At 70.1% G+C, this 20,020-nt stretch carries 18 protein-coding genes and 1 tRNA gene; 10 read left to right on the forward strand and 9 right to left on the reverse strand.

Annotated elements, in window-relative coordinates; translation table 11 throughout:
* Positions 1 to 150 precede the first annotated feature (150 nt).
* From OHA11_RS03830 to OHA11_RS03855, 6 genes are all read right to left on the reverse strand, one after another.
* Positions 151 to 224: transfer RNA gene (locus OHA11_RS03830), tRNA-Pro, on the reverse strand.
* A gap of 84 nt (positions 225 to 308) precedes the next feature.
* Positions 309 to 1,184, reverse strand: a complete 876-nt coding sequence (locus OHA11_RS03835) for a MurR/RpiR family transcriptional regulator (RefSeq protein WP_266491931.1) — start codon at positions 1,182 to 1,184, stop codon at positions 309 to 311.
* A 141-nt stretch (positions 1,185 to 1,325) separates the two neighbouring features.
* Positions 1,326 to 2,255 carry an ABC transporter substrate-binding protein gene (locus OHA11_RS03840; protein ID WP_266506922.1) on the reverse strand — a complete coding sequence of 310 codons (930 nt, stop codon included), beginning with the start codon at positions 2,253 to 2,255 and terminating at the stop codon, positions 1,326 to 1,328.
* A 37-nt stretch (positions 2,256 to 2,292) separates the two neighbouring features.
* Entirely contained in the window at positions 2,293 to 2,982 is a 690-nt protein-coding gene (locus OHA11_RS03845; protein ID WP_266491932.1) for an ABC transporter permease, read from the reverse strand.
* Positions 2,979 to 3,644, reverse strand: coding sequence for an ABC transporter permease (locus OHA11_RS03850; protein WP_266491933.1), 666 nt, complete (start codon positions 3,642 to 3,644; stop codon positions 2,979 to 2,981). Before OHA11_RS03850 ends, OHA11_RS03845 begins: the two co-directional genes overlap by 4 nt.
* Positions 3,641 to 4,930, reverse strand: a complete 1,290-nt coding sequence (locus tag OHA11_RS03855; protein ID WP_266491934.1) for an ABC transporter ATP-binding protein — start codon at positions 4,928 to 4,930, stop codon at positions 3,641 to 3,643. The genes OHA11_RS03850 and OHA11_RS03855 overlap by 4 nt, the downstream gene beginning before the upstream one ends.
* 120 nt (positions 4,931 to 5,050) lie before the next feature.
* On the opposite strand from OHA11_RS03855, the gene OHA11_RS03860 reads away from it, so the two are divergent.
* From OHA11_RS03860 to OHA11_RS03875, 4 genes are all read left to right on the forward strand, one after another.
* Positions 5,051 to 6,061 carry an ornithine cyclodeaminase family protein gene (locus OHA11_RS03860; RefSeq protein ID WP_266491936.1) on the forward strand — a complete coding sequence of 337 codons (1,011 nt, stop codon included), beginning with the start codon at positions 5,051 to 5,053 and terminating at the stop codon, positions 6,059 to 6,061.
* Positions 6,058 to 7,623, forward strand: coding sequence for a histidine ammonia-lyase (hutH, locus tag OHA11_RS03865; protein ID WP_266491937.1), 1,566 nt, complete (start codon positions 6,058 to 6,060; stop codon positions 7,621 to 7,623). The genes OHA11_RS03860 and hutH overlap by 4 nt, the downstream gene beginning before the upstream one ends.
* The gene (locus OHA11_RS03870) at positions 7,620 to 8,525 is read left to right on the forward strand and encodes an amidohydrolase family protein (RefSeq protein ID WP_266491938.1); all 906 of its coding nucleotides are present in this window, start codon (positions 7,620 to 7,622) and stop codon (positions 8,523 to 8,525) included. Before hutH ends, OHA11_RS03870 begins: the two co-directional genes overlap by 4 nt.
* A 132-nt stretch (positions 8,526 to 8,657) precedes the next feature.
* Positions 8,658 to 9,194 (forward strand): hypothetical protein, encoded by a 537-nt coding sequence (locus OHA11_RS03875; RefSeq protein ID WP_266491939.1) that lies wholly within the window; start codon positions 8,658 to 8,660, stop codon positions 9,192 to 9,194.
* A 14-nt stretch (positions 9,195 to 9,208) separates the two neighbouring features.
* On the opposite strand, the gene OHA11_RS03880 is transcribed toward OHA11_RS03875, so the two are convergent.
* On the reverse strand, positions 9,209 to 10,123 hold the full coding sequence (locus OHA11_RS03880; protein ID WP_266491941.1) for a YceI family protein: 915 nt from the start codon (positions 10,121 to 10,123) through the stop codon (positions 9,209 to 9,211).
* A gap of 206 nt (positions 10,124 to 10,329) precedes the next feature.
* Positions 10,330 to 11,364 (reverse strand): LacI family DNA-binding transcriptional regulator, encoded by a 1,035-nt coding sequence (locus tag OHA11_RS03885; RefSeq protein WP_266491942.1) that lies wholly within the window; start codon positions 11,362 to 11,364, stop codon positions 10,330 to 10,332.
* 148 nt (positions 11,365 to 11,512) lie between these two features.
* Here OHA11_RS03885 and OHA11_RS03890 point away from each other — a divergent pair, with 148 nt between their 5' ends.
* From OHA11_RS03890 to OHA11_RS03915, 6 genes are read left to right on the forward strand one after another with little or no spacing between them, the layout of a single operon-like run.
* Positions 11,513 to 12,739, forward strand: a complete 1,227-nt coding sequence (locus OHA11_RS03890; protein WP_266491944.1) for an amino acid ABC transporter substrate-binding protein — start codon at positions 11,513 to 11,515, stop codon at positions 12,737 to 12,739.
* A gap of 7 nt (positions 12,740 to 12,746) precedes the next feature.
* Positions 12,747 to 13,634, forward strand: coding sequence for a branched-chain amino acid ABC transporter permease (locus OHA11_RS03895; protein WP_266491946.1), 888 nt, complete (start codon positions 12,747 to 12,749; stop codon positions 13,632 to 13,634).
* Positions 13,618 to 14,754, forward strand: coding sequence for a branched-chain amino acid ABC transporter permease (locus OHA11_RS03900; protein WP_266491948.1), 1,137 nt, complete (start codon positions 13,618 to 13,620; stop codon positions 14,752 to 14,754). The genes OHA11_RS03895 and OHA11_RS03900 overlap by 17 nt, the downstream gene beginning before the upstream one ends.
* Complete coding sequence (locus OHA11_RS03905; RefSeq protein ID WP_266491950.1) at positions 14,751 to 15,503, forward strand: ABC transporter ATP-binding protein; 753 nt, start codon at positions 14,751 to 14,753, stop codon at positions 15,501 to 15,503. The genes OHA11_RS03900 and OHA11_RS03905 overlap by 4 nt, the downstream gene beginning before the upstream one ends.
* Positions 15,493 to 16,308: an ABC transporter ATP-binding protein gene (locus OHA11_RS03910; RefSeq protein WP_266491951.1), complete on the forward strand. Its 816-nt coding sequence runs from the start codon at positions 15,493 to 15,495 to the stop codon at positions 16,306 to 16,308. The genes OHA11_RS03905 and OHA11_RS03910 overlap by 11 nt, the downstream gene beginning before the upstream one ends.
* Positions 16,309 to 16,339: 31 nt before the next feature.
* Entirely contained in the window at positions 16,340 to 18,523 is a 2,184-nt protein-coding gene (locus OHA11_RS03915) for a sorbosone dehydrogenase family protein (RefSeq protein ID WP_266491953.1), read from the forward strand.
* Here OHA11_RS03915 and OHA11_RS03920 read toward each other — a convergent pair.
* A complete protein-coding gene (locus OHA11_RS03920) occupies positions 18,513 to 19,985 on the reverse strand; it encodes a glycoside hydrolase (RefSeq protein ID WP_266491955.1) in 1,473 nt (490 codons plus the stop codon). The two genes, OHA11_RS03915 and OHA11_RS03920, sit on opposite strands and share 11 nt — an antisense overlap.
* Positions 19,986 to 20,020 lie beyond the last annotated feature (35 nt).

A 20,020-nucleotide genomic window follows, 5' to 3' on the forward strand; every position in this document is an offset into this window, starting at 1 on the left:
CCACATACGGCAAGATCAAGGACATATCGCACAGAATCGCCCGGCGGTGTTTGACCGTCCCATGGCGCTCGGTCCCGTCCGGTCCCCAGGAACGACGAAGAGGCCACTTCCGGTAAACCGGAAATGACCTCCGACCCGCTCTTTCGCAAGTCGGGACGACAGGATTTGAACCTGCGACCCCTTGACCCCCAGTCAAGTGCGCTACCAAGCTGCGCCACGTCCCGATGCGCTTCCTCGCGGCGAACCGCGCGAACACGCAGGTGAACCCTACCGTACGGGCCGGGCGACCGGGTCGGCGCCGGGGCCGGTCAGTCGACGAACAGGCCTCGCGCCGCCGCCCGCGTGTCGAACTCCTCCAGGCGGGCCTGGGCATCGGGCAGGGCGTCGCACATCGCCTCCAGGAGGACCTGGCCGAGGAGCATGGGGGCGCCCACCGTGTCGAAGACCAGGTCGGTGCCCACGGCGGCCGGGAGCAGCAGGTCGCTGTGGGCGGCCACCGGGGCGAAGGTGCCGTCGGCGATCGTCACCACGGTCAGTCCCGTGTCGCGGGCCTGGTCGAGCGCGTCGAGGAGCTCGGCCGGGTGGCGCGGCAGCGCGAAGCACATGAGTGCGCTCGCGCCGGCGTCCCGAGCCATATCGATACGGTCGGCGAGCCGCGAGCCGCCCTCGTCGAGCAGACGTACGTCCGGGTGGACCTTCGCCGCGAAATAGGCGAAACCGCGCGCCTGTGCCGCGGAGGCCCGCAGTCCGAGCACCGGCAGCGGCCGCGAGGCGGCGAGCAGCCGACCCGCGCGCTCCACGGGCCCGGGATCGGCCAGCAGGGACGCCAGTTGGAGCAGGTTGTGGATCTCGGCCCGTACCGCTTGCTGGTACGGGTTGGCCGGCCGCGCGTCCACGGCCGGTCCGGCGGGTGCCACGTCCCGCAGGTGTCTGCGCAGCGCCGGGTATCCGTCGAAGCCGAGGGCGACCGCGAAGCGGGTCACCGACGGCTGGCTCACCCCGGCCAGTTGGGCCAGCTCCACGCTCGACAGGAAGGGTGCGGCCGCTGTCTGCCGCATCAGACAGTGGGCGATACGGCGCTGCGTGGGCGTCAACCGGCGTCCCTCGAAGAGCTGGTGCAGCCGCGCGGGCGCGACGGCCCCCTGCGGCGCGACGCCTACGCCGACTCCGTCCGTGTCGGTCACCTTGGTCCCCCTCCCTGTCGGACGTACCGGTTTCCCTGCCGGACGTACGGGATTCCTTGCCGGGTCCGCCGGACCATCCACACCGGTCGCGCAGGCTGCGCGGGGTGCGGGCGGTCCTGGCGGTCCGGGCGGCCGTCACGGTCAGCTCGCGAGGCCGGCCTGCGTCAGCCACTCCTTGGCGACGTCGGCGGCGTCCTCCTTGTCGTTGACGAGCTTCTTCATCATCTCCAGCAGGTCCTCGGTGGTGAGCTTGGCCGAGAGGGCGTTGAGCGCCGCCTTGGCCTTGTCGTCAACCGCGGACTTGTAGACGAGGGGTGTGACGTTCTGCGAGGAGAAGAGGTTCTTCGGGTCCTCCAGGACCACCAGCTTGTCCTCGACGATGGCCGGGTCGGTCGTGTAGAGGTTGGCGGCCTGCACCTTGTTGTCCTTCAGCAGCTTCAGCAGGGTGCTCTGGGCACCCGCGTCCAGCGGCTGGAACTTCCCGAACTCGACGCCGTAGACCGTCTTCAGACCGACCCCGCCCTGGGTGCGGGTCTTGAACTCCGAGCCGGCGCCGATGGTCATGTCCTTCGCGACCGGCTTCAGGTCGGCCAGGGTCTTCAGCTTGTACTTCGCGGCGACCTCGGAGGTGACCGTGACCGAGTCCTTGTCCTCGGCCGCGGCGGAGTCGAGTATCTCCACGGACGACGGGAGCTTCGCCTTCAGCTCCGCGTTGATTTCCTCCGTACTCGTGGCGGTGCTCTTCTTGTCGACCGCCACGGACAACAGCGCGCCGTTGTACTCCGGGAAGACGCCGATGCCTCCCTTGACCACCTGGTCGTAGTAGACCTCGCGGGCTCCGATGTCGAACTTGCGGGTCACCTTGAGGCCCTTGTCCTCCAGGGCCTGGGCGTAGATCTCGGCGAGGAGCTGGTTCTCGGGGAAGTTGGCCGAGCCGACGACGATGGCTTTGCCGCCTCCGCTGTCCTCGCTGCTGCCCGTCAGCGGGTTGTCGTCGCTGTCGCTGCCGCCGCCTCCGCAGGCGGTCAGGGAGAGAGCGGCGATCACGCCGAAGGCCGCGGCACGGAACATGGCTTTCATCGGTGTTTCCTTTCAGGAACTCAGGAACTCAGGACTTGGTCGCCGAAGGCCGCAGCCCCGGCGAGACGACGACGCGCCGCAGCGCGGTGAAGACGGCCTGGACGACGAGCGCCAGCATGACGACGACGGCGGAGCCGCCGATGACCAGTTCGTAGTTGTTGCGGGCGAGTCCGTCGACGATGAAGCGCCCCAGACCGCCGAGCCCGGGATACGCGGCGACGGTCGCCGTGGCCACGACCTGGATCGCGGCGACCCGCAGCCCGAGCAGGATCAGCGGCAGTGCCATCGGCACCTCGACCTTCAGCAGGACCTCCCAGCCGGTCATGCCCATCCCGCGCGCGGCGTCCCGGGTGTCGGGATCCACGCCGCGTACGCCCTCGAAGGTGTTGATGAGTATCGGCGGGACCGCCAGCGCGACCAGGGCGACCAGCACGGGCGTGGTACTCAGTCCGGCGAGCGTGACGACGAGGACGACCAGGCCGAAGGTGGGGATCGCCCGCGCGAGGTTGGCCACACTGGCGACGGCGAACGCGCCCCGGCCCGTGTGCCCGACCAGCAGTCCGAACGTCAGCCCGATCAGGGTGGCGAACACCAGCGATATGCCGCTGTAGGTCAGATGCTCCGCGAGCCGGTGCGGGATGCCGTCGTCCCCGCGCCACTGCTGGGACGACGTCAGCCAGTCGCCCACGAGTTCGAGCTGGTTCAGGAAGTCGTTCACGCCGTCGCCCCCTTGCCGCGCGCCCATGGCGTGAGCAGCCGCTGTGCCAGTACGAGCAGTGCGTCGGTGACGAGGGCCAGCAGCATGATCAGTACGGTCGCGGTGATGATCGGGGTCGGGAAGTCGAGCTGGAGGCCGCGGGTGATGTAGTAGCCGAGGCCGCCCTGACCGATCAGCTGCCCCACGGCGACGAGGCTGATGGACGAGACGGCGGCGACCCGGACTCCGGCGACGACGACGGGCACGGCGATCGGCAGTTCGACCTGGACGACGCGGCGCACCGTGCTGAATCCCATGGCGGTGGCCGCCTGCCGTACCGGTTCGGGGACCGAGGCCAGTCCGTCCACGACGTTGGGGATGAGCACCGACAGCGTGTAGAGCGTCAGCGGGATCATCACCGTGCGTTCGGTCAGCCCCGTGTAGCGGACGAAGATCATGAACAGGGCCAGCGACGGGATCGAGTACAGCACGTTGGCCGCGGTCAGGGTCGGCGGGTAGACCCACCGCCAGCGGTGGCAGAGCATGCCGAGGGGTATGGAGATGATCAGTCCGAAGAGCACCGGCAGGAGTCCGAGCCGCAGATGGACTCCGGTGTAGTCGGCCAGCTCACCGATGTGATCGCCGATCCAGTCCCACCGTATGAGCGGTTCACCGTCTCTCATCGCTCATCACCGCCCTCGCCCGAGCCGTCGGTGTCGTCGCCCGCTTCGCCCTTGGACACCCGCACCTCGGACAGGGCGTCCCCGGGCGTCTCCGCCTCGGCCGTTCCCGCCCGCGTCGGTTCCGTTTCGGCTGCCTCGGCCCCGGCCGCCTCGCCGTCGACCGCCGCCGTCTCCACCGCCGCTGCGGCTACGGCCGCCCCGCTCCCGGCCATCGCCGCGGACAACTCGTACGCGTCCGCGACTCCGACGACCGCGCCCTGCGAGTCGACTCCCACCGCGAGGCGGGACGGCGACAGCAGGGCCGCGTCGAGGGCGGCCCGTGCCGAGTCGCCGGCCAGGCTGAACGTATGGCCGAGCGGGGTCAGCGCGGCGTCCGCGAGCGTGCCGCCGGTCGGCAGATCGGCGACCGCGGCCCAGCCGAGCGGCCGCCGGTCGCCGTCGACGACGAGCACCCAGGGTTCGCCCGCGGCCCGGGCCCGCGCCACCGGAGAGTCGGCCGCCAGGACCGGCCCGTCGCGCAGTGGCAGATCGGCCGCCTTGACGAAGGACAACCGGCGGATACCACGGTCCTGGCCGACGAAATCGGCCACGAAGTCGTCGGCGGGATGCGCGAGCAGCCGCTCCGGGGTGTCGAACTGGGCGAGTTTGCCACCGGTGCGGAGTACCGCGATGTGGTCGCCGAGCTTGATCGCCTCGTCGATGTCATGGGTGACGAACACGATCGTCTTGTGCAGCTCCTTCTGCAGCCGGATGAACTCCGCCTGCAGCTCCCCCCGGACGATGGGGTCGACCGCGCTGAACGGCTCGTCCATCAGCAGCACGGGCGGGTCCGCGCCCAGCGCCCTGGCCACCCCGACGCGCTGCTGCTGTCCGCCGGAGAGCTGGTACGGATAGCGCTTGGCCATGGCGGACGGCAGCCCCACGAGCTCCAGCAGCTCCGCCGCCCGCGAGCGCGCCTTCTTCTTGCCCCAGCCGAGCAGCAGGGGCACGGTCGCTATGTTGTCCAGCACCGTGCGGTGCGGGAACAGCCCCGCGTGCTGGATCACGTAACCGATACCCCGGCGCAGCTCCGGGGCGGCGATCTCCCGGATGTCCCGGCCGCGCAGGCTCACGGTCCCGGACGTCGGCTCCACCATGCGATTGACCATGCGCAGAGTCGTGGTCTTGCCGCAGCCGGAGGGACCGACCAGGACCGTGATGCCGCCCTCCGCCAACTCCAGCGACAGCTCGTCCACGGCTGTCGTGCCGTTGGGATAGTTTTTGCTCACCGCGTCGAATCTGATCAAAGCTGCCCCTTACCCGACTGCATATGGTCATGCAGAGTTGTTCGTGGCTGAATTAGAGTCAATCCCCTTTTGTAAACGGGGCGTTACGTTCGTCCGAAGAAATTGAAAGGGCGCCCGGAAATGCAGGCGTTTGATCCGATTTGGTTCACGTTCCTGAACGGCTCGGACATCGCACAGCTCGACCTGGACGACGCAGAGGTGCTCGACGCCGTCGAGCAGGGGCTGCGCGCCCAGGGCCGCGGAGAGACGGTCATCGAACCACGGGTCCATCTGACGCCCGATCCGGCGTTCAACGGCCATTTCAACGTTCTGCGCGGCTATGTCGCTCCGCTCGGGCTGGCCGGAGTCAAGATCGTGGGCGACTACGTCGGCAACTACCGGGCCGGGCTGCCCTCCGAGATGGCGCTGCTCAACCTCTTCGACCCGCGTACGGGCATGCCGGTGGCCGTGGTCGACGCCACCGCCATCACCGAGATGCGCACCGGCGCGCTCACCGCGCTGGGGGCACGGCAGCTGGCCCGACCCGACTCCAAGGTGCTCGGTCACATCGGCGCCCGCGCCACCTCGTACTGGAACGTCCGCCTGCTCGACCGGATCTTCGACTTCGACGAGATACGTGTCCACTCGCGCCGCCCGGAGAGCCGTGAGGCCTTCGCCGAGCGGTTGGAGCGCGACCTCAGCAAGCCGGTGATCGTCACCGACGACTGGAAGACGTGCGTCGAGGGCGCGGACATCGTCGTGGAGGCGTCCCGGCTGGAGCGGCCCGAGCCCCTGCTGCGGACCGAGTGGATCGCGCCGGGCGCCCTTGTCGTACCGTACGGAACGATGAGCGCGGTCGAACTCTCCCTCACCGACATCATGGACAAGGTCGTCGTCGACGACTGGGGCCAGTGCCGGTCCGGGCCGTTCGGTGCCCTGCGCGCGCACGTCGAGTCGGGCAGACTCAGCGAGGAGACCCTGCACGGCGAACTGTGCGAGATCGTCGTCGGCGACAAACCCGGCCGTGAGCGCGACGACGAGACCATCCTGTTCTGGCATCGCGGCCTCTCGTTGTCCGACATCGCGCTGGGCGCGGCCATGCTCAAGAAGGCCCAAGAGCGTGGCCTCGGGCAGAACCTGCGGTTCTCATGACCGGTACGCTCCCCGCTCCTACCCCGGCCGTCGCCGCTGACGCCGTGGTCCTCGACGGGCGCGCCCTCACCTGTGACGACGTCGCCGCCGTCGCCCTTCGCGGCGCCCGGGTCGTGCTGGCCGACGGGGTCCTGCCCCGGCTGGAGCGCGACCGCGCGGTCGTCGACGACGTGGTGGACCGTGAGGTGCCGACGTACGGTCTGACGACGGGTCTCGGCAGCCGGTCGTCGTACGCGCTGCCGCGGGCCGAACTGGGCGAGTTCAGCGTGCGCACGGTCCGGGGCCGGGCCAACGCGGTGGGCGATCCGCTGCCGGTCCCCGTCGTGCGCGCCGCCCTGCTCGCCCGAATAAACGGCGTCGCGGGCGGCGGCAGCGGGGTGCGGCCGGAGATCGTGCGGCTGCTGGTCTCCCTGCTCAACTCCCGGGTGCATCCGGTGATCCCCGAGGTGGGGTCGATCGGCGCCTCCGATCTGTGCCAGCTGGCCCACGTCGGCCTGGTCGTCATCGGCGAGGGCCGTGCCGAGTTCTCCGGTGAGGTGCTCGACGGTGCGGAGGCACTGCGGCGGGCCGGTCTGGCCCCCGCGGAACTGGGGCCGAAGGACGGGCATGTGCTGTGCAGCGCGAGCCCGCTGGCCGCCGGAGTCGGGGCCCTCGCCCTCCATGAGACGGCCGCCGTCCTCATGCTCGCCCAGGCGGTCACGGCCCTTACCTTCGAGGGGTTCCGGGCGAACACGAGCCCCCTCGACACCCGCGTACTGGGCCTGCGTCCGGCCCCCGGCCAGGCCCGGGCGGCGGGCGAACTGCTCGCGCTGCTGGACGGCGGCGAGCTGGCGGATCCCCGGCACGCGCGGCGCGTCCAGGACCCCGTGAGCCTGCGCTGTGCCGCCCAGGTGCACGGGGCGCTGCACGCCGCCCTGGACTTCGCCCGTGCCGCGCTGGAACCCGAGCTCAACGGCTGCGGCGACAACCCGGTGGTGCTGGCCGACACCGGGGAGATCCTCTCCTCCGGCAACTTCCACACCCCGGCCCTGGCCCTCGGCTTCGACACCGTCGCGCTGTCCCTGACGCAGACCGCGGCGATCTCGGCGGAGCGCATGCGGCGGCTGCTGAATCCCGCTGTCAGCGGACTGCCCGCGAACCTCTCGCCGTACGGTCCGGAGCGCTCGGGTTTCGCCCCGCTGGCCAAGACGGCGCAGGCGCTTGTCGCCGAGATCCGTGCCCTGTCCGCGCCCGTGTGCACGGATCCCCGGCACGGCGCGGACGCGGTCGAGGACGACTCGACCAACGCGGCGCTCGGGGCGCGACGGCTGACGACGATGCTGGTCAGGCTGCGGCAGCTGCTCGCCGTGGAGGCGTTGGCCGCCGCGCAGGCCGTGGACCTGGCGGGCCCGGCGACCGTGGGCCGGGGACCCGGGCTCCTGCACCGCGCGATCCGCGAGCTGGTCCCGCGCCTGGACGACGACCGGCCCTGCGGAGTGGACGTGGACCTGGTGAGCCGTGACGTCCTGGGGTCCGACGAGGTACGAAGCGCGCTGTGCGCCTGGGTGGAAGGAGCTTCGTGACCAACGTCGACGTACACCAGCATCTGTGGACCGCCTCGTTCCTCGCGGCACTGCGCGCGCGTGACGAGCCGCCGTTCCTGGACGGCTGGACCCTGCACACCGCCGGCGAGCCGCCCTACGAGGTCCCGGCCGCCCACCACGACGTCACCGCGCGTGCCGAACTGGCCGCCACCGACGGTCTCGGCAGGGCGCTCGTCTCGCTGTCCGCCCCGCTCGGCGTGGAGTGGCTGCCGTCCGGCGAGGCACGGCCGCTGCTCGACGCGTACCACGAGGACGCGGCAGCGCTGCCCGAGCCGTTCGGGGCCTGGGCCGCCGCCTGCGTGCGGGACATCGACGCCGACGCGACCGCCGCGGACCTCGATCGAGGGTTCGCCGGGCTCCAGCTCCCGGCGAACGCCCTGACCGACGAGGCCGGTTACGCGCGCTGTGCCCCGCTGCTGGAGCTGCTCGAAGCGCGCGGCCTTCCGCTGTTCGTCCACCCGGGCCCGGCGCCCGGCGCGTCCCCGGGGCCCGGCTGGTGGCCCGCGATGGTTCCGTACGTGCAGCAGATGCACTCGGCGTGGTTCGCGTTCCGGGCGTTCGGCAGGCCTCGCCATCCCCGGCTGCGGGTGTGTTTCGCGCTGCTGGCCGGGCTCGCGCCGCTGCACGGGGAACGCTTCGCCGCCCGTGGCGGGGACGAGGGCCGCGGAGAGGTGGATCCCGACGTGTTCGTCGAGACGTCCTCGTACGGTCCGCGTGCCGTCGACTCGGTCGTCCGCGTCCTCGGTACCGACGTCGTCGTGATGGGCTCGGACCGGCCCTACGCGGAACCGCCGCAGCAGCCCGGCTTCGGCCTGGGAGGGGCCACCGCGTACGCCTTCCGCATCACCAATCCACGGCGCCTGCTCACCGGAAAGGACTGACCGCGCCAGGCCGGGCCCGCTCTTCCGGGTTTTCCTGCGGCTTGCGGCGTCCCGCGAGCTCGCCGCCGTCGCGACAACGGCGACAGGCCGCCGACGGCCGTCCAACACGTAACCGACACAAGGGGGATGAGCATGAACCCGACCCCGATCGACACGACCGCACTCGCCGAACTCGGCGTGTCCGACCGGCCGTTCCGGCCCGAGGAGTGTGCGGACCGGGCCCGCCGCGCCGCGGAATTCGTCGACACCGCCGCGCTCGACCGCTCCGGCCCCGGCTCGTATCTGCTGCTCTGGCGGAACGAGAACTCCGAGGCGTGGCTGAACACTTGGTGGGAATCGCGCGACACCGGCTACCACGACCACCAGGGGTCCTGCGTCGGCGTGCACGTGATCGAGGGCGCCGCCTGGCAGGAGGGGCTGCCGGTGGGCGGGCCGCGCCGAGCCCGCCGGTACGGGCCCGGCGAGTCGTTCTCGTTCCCGGGGTCGGGCGTCCACCGGATGGACCACGACGCGGGCGCCGTGACCATCCACGTCTACTCGCCGCCGATCCAGGCCATCGGGCACTACGAGATCATCAACGGCGAACTCCACCGCACACCCGGGCCGCCCGACGAGGGCTCCCCCGCCAGTCCCCGGCTGCTCGACGTCCTCAACTCGATCGGCCGGTGAGCCGGAGAGCCTCGCTACTCCGGCGGCGTGGGTGTGTCGTGCGTGCGGTACATCGCCTGGACGTCCAGCTCCAGTTGGACGGTGGGGCCGACCACCGCGATGCCCCGAGCCAGCATGGTTCGCCAGTTGAGCGTGTAGTCGTCACGGTGCAGTTCGGCCTTGGCCAAGGCCGCACAGCGCAGTTCCTCGCCGTAACCGCCGTTCACCATGCCCAGGTAGCTCGTGTCCAGGGCCACCGAGCGGCTCACCCCGTGCATCGTCAGCGAACCCTGCAGGATCCACTTGCTGCCGCCGCGGTACGCGAACCGCGTGCTGTGGAAGTCGATGAACGGGAACCGCTTGACGTCCAGGAAGTCCCCCGACCGGAGGTGGTTGTCGCGGGTCGTGTTGCCGGTCGTGATGCTCGCCGCGTCGATACGGACGTGGACCCGGGACTCGGTGATGTCCTGGGCGATCTGGATGCCGCCGTCGAAACGCTCGAAGCGGCCGTGGACGTTGGCCATCCCGACATGCTTGGCGATGAAGCGGATCGCCGTGTGGGGCGGGTCGAAGAGCCAGGTACCGGGCGGCGGCAGGTCGAGCTGACGGGCCGGCTCCAAGCGGGCGTACAGGGTCGGGAGCGTGACGCCGGCGACGATCTCGACGGTCTCGCGGACCGGGGTAAGTCCCTCGGCCATGACCATCATGCTGTAGGCGCCCGGCGGCAGTACGGCCGTGAAGAGGCCGTACGGATCGGTGGTGCCGCGGGCCGCGACGCGATGGGAGTCGAGCGCCGTGACCGTGACGTCGGCGCCGCCCATGGGCTGGCCCATGGGGTCCGCGACCTCGCAGCCGATCGCGCCCGCGCCGGGCGGCAGGGGCAGCGCGAGGCCCGCCGCGGCGGCGGAGGCGCCCTTGGAACGCCGACGCCGAAGCAGTCCGAGGGCCATGATGTTCACCTGTCTTCTCAGTTCGATTGCGTTTCACGGCCCGACGTCCTCCCCCGCACCCGGAAGGTCCGTGCGACCCGCCACGGACACAGGCACGGCACGGGCACGGCACAGGCGCGCGAAGCGGAACGTGAGCCGCTCATGATCGTGATCCGGCCGACGACGGCGCGGGTGTCTCAATACGAGACACCAGGCGCCCGGTTGTCTCACCGCAGGGGCGCGGGTCCGGTGGAGTCGCGTACCACCAGCGCATGGCCGGTGGACTTCCGGCGGGGCCGGGAGGCGGGCGGCCTGAGGGCCATCGCGAGGGCCTGGCGGCCCATTTCGGCGAGGGGCAGCCGCACGGTGGTGAGACCGGGGGCGAGGTCCGCCGCGAACGACACGTCGTCGAATCCGGCGACCGACATCCGATGCGGGACCGGTACGCCGTGGGCGCGGAGCGCGGAGAGGACACCGATGGCCATGGCGTCGTTCAGGGCGACGATCGCGGTGGTGTCCGGGTGGTCGCGCAGGATCCGCTCGGCCGCGTGACGCCCGCCGTCGCGGGTGAACTCGGCCTGCGCCACCGGCAGTTCATCGAAGGGAAGTCCGGCCCCGGCCAGTGCCGACGCCACCCCCGTGAACCGGTCGGCGACCGTGGACAGCACCATGTCCCCCGCCGCCACCGCGATCCGGCGGTGCCCAAGGGACAGCAGATGACCGGTGACGGCCTCGGCGCCCTCCTTGTTGTCGGGCCGTACCGCGTCGGCGTTGAGGAAGTGACGGCCGATCACCGTGAGCCTGCCGCCGGTGTCCTGGAAGACGGAGAGTTCGGCCTTGGACTCGGCCTCCATGCGGGGGTCGACGTATCCGGAGCCCGCGATGATGATGACGCCGACGCGCTGGGCGATCAGATGGCGGATCTGCCTCAGTTCGTTCTGCGGATTCCGGCCGGAGTGGCAGATCTGGACGATCAGATCGCGTTCGCCCGCCACCTGGACGACCCCGCCCGCGATCTCCGAGAAGTACGGGTCGTCGATCTGATGGACGATCAGCCCCACCGTGGACGCGGTCCCGCCCGCCAGGGTGCGCGCATGCGGATTGGCGACATAGCCGAGCTCCCGCGAGATGCGGCGCACCCGCTCGGCCACCTCCTCGCGCACCCCGTCCCGCCCCGCGAGCGCCCGGGACGCCGTGGCCAGTGAGACGCCCGCGCGCTCGGCCACATCGGCGAGCCGCAGTCGTGAACGGGGCCTGGGCATGCGTCACCGCCTCCGAACAGGGCCTTGTGAATCGGTCCTTGCACGACGCTTGTCTCAGCTCGTGTGACGTGGATTACATGGTACGCAAGCGCTCGCGAAAGCGCTTTCGAACGGCGAAGAGAGTGCCTGCGGACAGGGGAGTCCAGCGATGAGCACAACACAGCGCCTTTCATGGAGAGTTGCCGCCCTCGCGTCCGCGACCGCACTCACGGCCGGTGCGTGCGGCTCGGGCAGCGGCTCGGAGGACTCGCCCGACGACCCCATCACCATCGGTGTCTCGCTCCCGCTCACCGGGGACTTCTCGGAGCCCGGCAAGGGTGTGGAGCGCGGCTACAAGGCATGGGCGAAGATCGTCAACGACAAGGGCGGACTGCTCGGCCGCAAGGTCGAGTTGAAGATCCTCGACGACCAGTCGAACGCCGACCGGGTGGTCTCCGACTACGAGCAGCTGATCGGCAGGGACCAGGTCGACCTGGTCTTCGGCCCGTTCTCCACCCGGCTCGTAGTGCCCTCGGCCCGGGTGGCGGAGGAGTACGGCCTGCTCTTCGTCGAGCCGGCCGGCGCGGCCCCGGAGGTCTTCGAGCAGGGCTTCAAGAACCTCTTCTACGCGGCCCCCGCGGTCGCCAACGACCACTACAACCATCTCGCCGATTACATCCTGGCGTTACCCGAGACCGAGCGTCCCAAGTCGGTGGCGTACGCCGCGATGGACGACCCCTTCGCCCAGGGAACGGCGTACGGGCTCAAGGACAAGCTGGAGAAGGGCGGCATCAAGACCGTCGTCGACGAGGTCTACCCGCCCAACACCACCGACTTCGGCTCGATCGCCGCGAAGATCGCCTCGTCCAAGGCCGACATGGTGGTGGGCGGCTCGCAGTACCAGGACGGGGTGAACCTGATCGTCGCCCTCCAACAGCTGGACTACCAGCCGAAGTTGGCCGCCTTCTCCACCGCCCCGACGGAACCGGAGTTCGCCAAGGCCATCGGCAACAAGACCGAGGGCATCCTCGCGCCGACCGGCTACACCCAGCACGCGGACTACCCGAGCAACAAGGAGTTCGTGGAGAAGTACACGGAGCAGTTCGGCAAGGCCCCGGAGGAGGACGAGGCCAACGCGTACACCACGGGACAGGTCGTCACCGCGGCCGTCGAGGCCGCCGAGTGCGCCTCCCAGGACGAGGAGTGCCAGCAGCAGCTCGTCGAATGGCTGCGCGGCAATCAAGTGGACACCGTCGTCGGGCCCCTCAAATGGGACGAGAAGGGCCGCCCGCAGAGCGCGCACATGATCCAGCAGTGGGTGGACGGCGAGATCCAGATCGTGCTGCCCGAGGAACAGAAGGAAGCCGACCTGGTCCACCCCAAGCCGAAGTGGTGATTCCTGCGTGCCCTCCGCGAGCCTCGTCTTCCAGAGCGTCGTCCTCGGCGTGCTGCTGGGAGGGCTCTACGCCCTCCTGGCGGCGGGCCTGACCCTCTACTTCGGCGTCATGCGCGTCGTGATGATCGCCCACTCCGCGTTCCTGATCCTCGCCGCCTACCTCGCCTGGTACGCCCACCGGGAGACCGGCGTCGACCCGCTGCTCACCCTGCCCGTCACCGTGCCGCTGTTCTTCGTCGCGGGCGTGGCCGTGCAACGGCTGCTCCTGACCCGGCTGCGCCCGGCGACGCTGACCATGATGTCCGTCCTGCTGACCTTCTCCGTCGCCCTCGTCATCGAGGGACTCCTCGGGTACGCCTTCTCCGGCACCCAGCGCCGGATCCGGCTCGGCTACTCCTCCGCAGGCCTGGAGTTCTTCGGCGCTCGCGTAGCGGTGGTCAAGCTCATCGCGTTCGGTCTGGCGGCGACTGCCCTGCTCGGGCTGTATCTGCTGATGAGGCACAGCAGGTTCGGCCAGGCGCTGCGGGCGACGATCCAGCACCGGGAGGCCGCCGCTCTGGTCGGCATCGACACCGACCGGATCGCCGGGTACGGCTTCGGGCTCGGTCTCGCCACGGCGGCGGTCGGCGGTACGGCACTCGCGCTCGACACGACCATCTACCCCTCGCTGCACTGGCACTGGATCGGCCCGCTGATGGCGATCATCGTCGTCGGCGGCCTCGGCAGTGTGCCGGGCGCGGCGATCGCCGCCATGGCCCTCGGCCTGACACAGAGCCTGCTCCAGCTGGAACTCAGCACGACCTGGGCGCAGACGGTCTTCTACGTCGCGCTCTTCGTCACCTTGGCCGTCCGGCCGCAGGGATTCTTCGGGGGTCGGCTTGCCCAGAGATTCTGAACGCCCGCGCCGCACCGGCACGTTACTGCGCCTGGGAGCACTGCTCGCCACGGTCGCCGCCGCGCTGTCCTTCCCGTCCATGGCCCCGAGTCCGTACGAACTGACCGTGGGCATCGCCAGCCTCAACTTCGCGGTGCTCTCCACCTCCTGGAACTTCGTCGGCGGTTTCACCGGCTACATCTCCCTGGGACACGGCGCTTTCGCCGGGCTCGGCGCCTACGCGACCGGGCTGCTCGTCACCAAGGGCGAACTGCCGTCCTTTGTCGCGCTGTTCGCCGCGGCGGCCCTGGTGGCCGTGCTCGCGATACCTGTCGGATACGCGGCCTTGCGCGTGCGCGGCGCGTCCTTCGTCATCGTCTCGATCGCGCTGGTGCTGATCCTCCTGCTGGTCTTCCAGAGCTGGGCGTCGTTCACCGGCGGCTCGCGCGGTCTTGTGGTGCCGCGGCCGTTCCCCGGCAAGCTGCGCTCCGAGCACCACGAGATCTTCTACTTCCTGTTCCTCGGGCTGCTGGCGCTGGCGCTGCTTGCCTGGTGGATCATCGACCGCTCCCGTTTCGGCATGGGGCTGAAGGCGATCCGCGAGGACGAGGACAAGGCCCAGTCGCTGGGCACCCCCACCTACACGTACAAGCTCGTCGTCTTCGTGGTCTCCGCGGCCTTCACCGCACTGGCCGGAGGGCTCTACGGGCTGTGGTTCGGCGACCTCGACCCCGTCTTCCAGTTCTCGATCCTGAGCGGGGCCTACATGGTCCTGATGGCTCTCCTCGGCGGCGTACGCCATCTGTACGGGCCGCTGCTCGGGGCCGTGATCGTCGGGTACGGGCTGGAGTACTCCAAGCTCGAATACGGGGACACCCCGCTGCACCTGGTCTTCGCGGGGCTGCTGCTGGGCGTGGTCGTGATGTTCATGCCGGACGGTGTCATCCCGGCGGTCACCGGGCTGATCGCCCGTGTCCGTGGGACCGGCGAGACGTCTATCCGCGAGGTCACGGCGGCCCAACTGCGCGACGAGCGTGAGGAGCGTGAGGCGGACGTCCGGCCGAACCATGGGCGGGACCATCGGCGGGACCGCCGGTCGGACGGGAAAGAACCGGACGGGAAGAGAGAGGTGAGGCAGTGAGCGCGGACGAGGGTGAGCGGAGGTGCCTGGCGACCGTCGGGCTGACCAAGTCCTTCGGCGGGGTCGCCGCGCTTGACGGCGCAACCGTGTCCTTCCGGCACGGCAAGGTCAACGCCCTGATCGGACCGAACGGCTCGGGCAAGACCACGTTCTTCAACTGCGTCACCGGCATGATCCGCCCCGACGCGGGCCGCACGACGTACCGGGGCCGCGACATCACGGCCAAGCCGCCGCACCGCATCGCCCGGGCGGGCATCGGCCGCTCCTTCCAACTGTGCCGCGTCTTCCCCCGCATGACGGTGCTGGACAACCTGCTCGTCGCCGTACGCCCGCCGAACCTCCTGGCCCAACTCGCCGGGGCCCGCAAGCGGGAGGAGAGGGAACGGGCCCGGTACTGGCTGACCCGCATGGGCATCGAGCATCTGGAGCAGGCGGAGGCGCGGAACCTGTCCTGGGGGCAGCAGAAGCTGCTGGAACTCGCGGGCGTCCTGATGAGCGAGCCCGAGCTGATCCTCCTCGACGAACCGGCGGGCGGGGTCAACCCCGCGCTCATCGACCGCATCTGCGACCTGGTGCGCGAACTCAACGCCGAGGGAAGGACCTTCCTGATCGTCGAGCACAACATGGACCTGGTCATGTCGCTCAGCGACCACATCGTGGTTTTCGACCGCGGGCGGCCGATCGCCGAAGGCCCGCCCTCGGTGATCCAGTCCGACGAACGAGTCCTGGGGGCCTACCTTGGCGTCTGACTCCGGCTTCTCCCCTGTCTCCCCGTCTTCGTCTCCGTCCTCCTCCGGCTCCGATTTCCTTCTCGAACTCGACGACATCCGCGCCGGATACGGTCGGGCGGCCCTGGTGCTGCGCGGGCTGACGGTCCGGGTGCCCGCCGGAGCCGTGGTGTGCCTGGTCGGCCCGAACGGCGCGGGCAAGTCCACCGTGCTGAAGGTCGCCAGCGGGCTGCTCGCGCCGCGCGCCGGCCGGGTCCTGGTCAACGGCGAGGATGTCACCGGCCGCGGGCCTCAGTACCTGCTCGCCGCCGGAGTGGCCCATGTCCTCCAAGGGCACAGTGTCTTCCCGGAGATGACCGTCGCGGAGAACGTGCTCCTCGGCGGCTACACGATCAAGGACAAGGCGGTCCTCGCCGAGCGGGCCGACTTCGTACGCGATTTCTTCCCGCTCGTCGCCGAGCGCTGGCGGAGCCTGGCCGGACTGCTCTCCGGGGGACAGCAGAAGCAGGTGGAGTTCGCCCGGTCGCTGATGGTCAGGCCCCGGGTGGTGCTGCTCGACGAGCCGTCCATGGGGCTCGACCCGAGGACGACGGGCATGGTCTTCAAGGTGATCGAACGGATGCGGGAGGCGGGCACGGCCGTACTGCTGGTCGAGCAGAACGCCCGCCGCGCGCTGGAGACCGCCGACACCGGCTGCGTACTCGACCTCGGACGGGTCCATATGTCGGGACCGGCAAGGGAGTTGCTGGCCGATCCGCAACTGGGCGAGCTCTACCTCGGAGGCAGACCCGCGCAGCCGCCGGCCACGCCCGAGAGACAGTCCTGACAGCGCACAAGTCCGAAGAGGAGTGACAGCCATGACCGGATCCCCCGGCATCAGACCCAGAATCGAGCACAGACCCAGAATCGGGCACAGACTCAGAATCGGGCGCAGAACCGGACTCGGGCACCGCCCCAGGCCCATCGTCCTGACCCCATTACTCGTTCTCGCCCTGCTGCTGTCCGTCCTCGTCGCCCTGCCCGGCGCCACGGCCCACGCGGCCGAACCGATCACCGACCCGATCCCCGAGCGGCCCGCCGCCTCCGGTATCGGGCTGACCGTCGAGGAGTACGCCGCCTTCCCGAAGAGCGTGCCGCCGGACGGTCCCGTCAGCGATCCGCGGCTGATGAGGCACGCCCGCATCAACTTCCTGAGCGAACTCCCCGACGGCTCGGACCGGATGGCCGTCCCGGATCTCAACGGCAAGCTGTATCTCGTCGAGGACGGCACCCCGCACGTGTATCTCGACGTCGCCGGCACCTTCTCCCCCGCCTTCTTCGGCAGCCAGGGGCTCGGCATGGGCCTCGGGTTCGTCACCTTCGACCCGCGTTTCAAGAAGAACGGCCGCTTCTACACCGTCCACACCGAGCTGGCCTCCGCCACCACCGCCGTACCCGACATGCGCCAGGCGGCCACCTCGGTGTACCACGGCATCGTCACCGAGTGGACGGCCGACGACCCCTCGGCCGACACCTTCAAGGGCACCCGTCGCGAGGTCCTCCGCATCGGCTTCGCGGGCCGGGTCCACGGCATCCAGCAGATCGACTTCAACCCCACGGCTCGGCCCCACGACAAGGACTACGGGCTGCTCTACCTGGCCGTGGGCGACGGCGGCCAGGGCGCCAGGAACACCGAGCCGCAGAGCCTGGCCCTGCCGCACGGCAAGATCCTGCGCATCGACCCGCGGGGCACCGACAGCGCCAACGGCAAGTACGGCATCCCTGCCGCCAACCCCTTCACCGGCACGCCCGGCGCACTCGGGGAGATCTACGCGTACGGCATGCGCGACCCGCACCGTTTCAGCTGGGACCCCGGTGGCCGCCACCGTATGTACCTCGGCCACATCGGTGAGCACGCCATCGAGGCCGTCTACGAGGTGAGGGCGGGCGACAACCTCGGCTGGAGCGAACGCGAGGGCGCCTTCGTGTTCGACAAGGCCGCCACCGATCCCTGCGCCAAGCTGCAGCCGCTGCCCGCCGACGACGAGAAGTACGGCTACACGTATCCCGTCGCCGCCTACGACCACGACCCGCCCGCCAACTGGGACTGCACCTCCGACGTCGGACGGGCGATCGTCGGCGGTTTCGTCCTGCGCGACCGCGCCCTGCCCGAGCTGTACGGGAAGTACGTCTTCGGCGATCTCGTCGACGGCCGGCTCCTGTACGCCGACGCCTTGGACATGCGGCGGGGCGGCACGGAACTGGCCCAGCTGTACGACCTGATGCTGTACGACGTGAGCGGCACGCGCGTGACCATGCGGGACCTGGCCGGGGACAGCCGGGTCGACCTCCGCTTCGGGCAGGACGCCGACGGCGGGCTCTATCTGCTCTCCAAGGCCAACGGGAAGATCTGGAAGGTGACCGGCACCCGGAAGTTCGCCTCCTGCGACACCGACGGCACGAGGGTCACCGATGTCATGGCCGGACGCAACTGGGCCCCGGTCACCCCGTCCAAGTGGCGGTTCCCGGGCCGTGAGGCGATCCTCGCCGAGGCCGGGGTCGCCCGCCCCGGCCCGCGCCGCCCCTTCGAGTACGCCGTGCTCACCGCGGGTCCCCCGGCCTTCGGCTCCGTACGGATCGACGCGCGGGTCCGTCTGGACACACCCGTCGAGATCACGAACCGCGACGTGATCATCGTCTTCGGCCACCAGTCGGACACGAAGTTCTACTACGCGCACCTGTCGACCGACAACACCATCTATCCGCACAACGGGATCTTCGTCGTGAACGACGCCGACCGGCTGCGCATCGAGGACCAGTGGAACGGCACCACCGGCGCGCCACCGGCCATCACCGACGCGGCCTGGCACAAGGTGCGGGTGGTGCACTGCCCCGGCACCGGAGAGATCGCGGTCTACCTCGACGGCGCGAAACGGCCGCTGATGACCACCGTCGACACCACGCTCTCCTCGGGCCGGGTCGGCTTCGGCTCGTTCGACAACACCGGGCGGATGCGTGACGTGAAGGTCACGGGTGCGGGCGGGGCTTCCCTCACACGGTGACACCGTCGATCTCGAAGGTCTGCACCGAGGCGGCGGCGAACGGCACGCTCAGGCTCTTGCCGCTCAGGTAGGTGTCCGAGCGGGCCGTGTAGAGGTCGCCGCCGCCGGAGGTGAGGGTGTTCCAGCGCCGTACGAGGCCGCCGCTGCCGCCCGTGACCGTGGTGAAGCGGGACAGGTCGAAGGTGAGCGTCTGCGCGGCACCGGAGTTGACGGCCACGATGACGAGGCGCTTCTGTGTCGCGTCGTGGGCGGCGACCGCGTACCCGACGCCGGTGTCGAGGATGGTCATCCCCGGGCGGATGTGGCGGCTGAACTGGGCCATCACGTAGTACTTGGTCTGCACGGTGGTCGGCTGCAGGGTGCTCGCGTCGTACGCGATCATCGCCCAGCCGGTGGAGGGGTCCATGACCTGCCAGTAGACCCAGGCGGTCGGGTGCAGCCAGCGGAAGTCCAGGCACAGGTTGCTCGCGAGGGTGAGTCCGGTGCCGTCGCTGTCACCGGTCTCGGAGTTCCAAAGCTTCTTGCCCGCCGTCGTCACGACGTCCGTGTGGAGGAGGTCGCGACGGCCGCCCGAGCCCTGGTATCCGTGCACGTTGACCTGGCTGACCAGTGCCTTCGTCGACGCCCCGAACGAGTTCCAGGTCGTACGGGCCAGGTCGTAGCTTGTCTCGTCGGACGCGGAGATCCTGATGCCGGACAGGCCGCGCGCGTCGAGCTCGCTGCGCATGTACGGGAGGACGGCGGCCTGGACGGCGGCGTCCATGTGGCAGCCCTCCTGGGTGCCGGTGGCGGTCCACCAGCTGGAGGAGGGTTCGTTGAAGGGGTCGACGGTCGCGAAGTTCACGCCCCAGTTGTTCTTCGCGCGCAGGGCGACGGCCGCCAGGTGGGAGGCGTGCTGCCGGTAGTTCCAGGACTGGAGGTTGTTGCCGCCTCCGGACGCGCCGGACGGGTTGTGGTTGAGGCACATCCACCACATGGGCGAGTTGGCGAACAGCTCGGTGACCGCGCCCCGTTGGACGGCCTTCACCAGGGCGGCGCGCTGGTTGGCGTCCGCCGTCCAGTCCCAGGCCGAGGATGTGGGGTCCTCGTTGTTCCAGTCCTGCCAGTAGCCCTCGATCTGCTTGAAGGCCGGGATGTTGGGCGAGGCGACCATGGACTGGCCGCCCACGCTGTTCGGGCTGCACGCTCCCAGGTTGTAGCGGGCGATGTTCATGCCGAGACCCGGCAGCGTCCTGCCGCCGTAGGCCACGGACTTGGTGGTGAAGAAGATGTCGGCGAAGTCGTCCCGCGCGCCGAACACGTTGGCCCACCACGCGAGCGAGGTCCCCCACCCCTCCCAACTCCCGTAGCTGGTGGCGGGGTTGACGCCGATGGTCGCGTCGGCGCGGGCGGTGCCCGTCGCCAGCGCACTGCCCAGCAGCGTGCCGCCCGCCGCCGCCAGCAGCGATCTGCGCTTCATCATGAAGGTCTCCTGTCGCGCTCATGCCACAACCTGCT

This window comes from Streptomyces sp. NBC_00878, assembly GCF_026341515.1.
Taxonomy (GTDB): Bacteria; Actinomycetota; Actinomycetes; order Streptomycetales; family Streptomycetaceae; genus Streptomyces.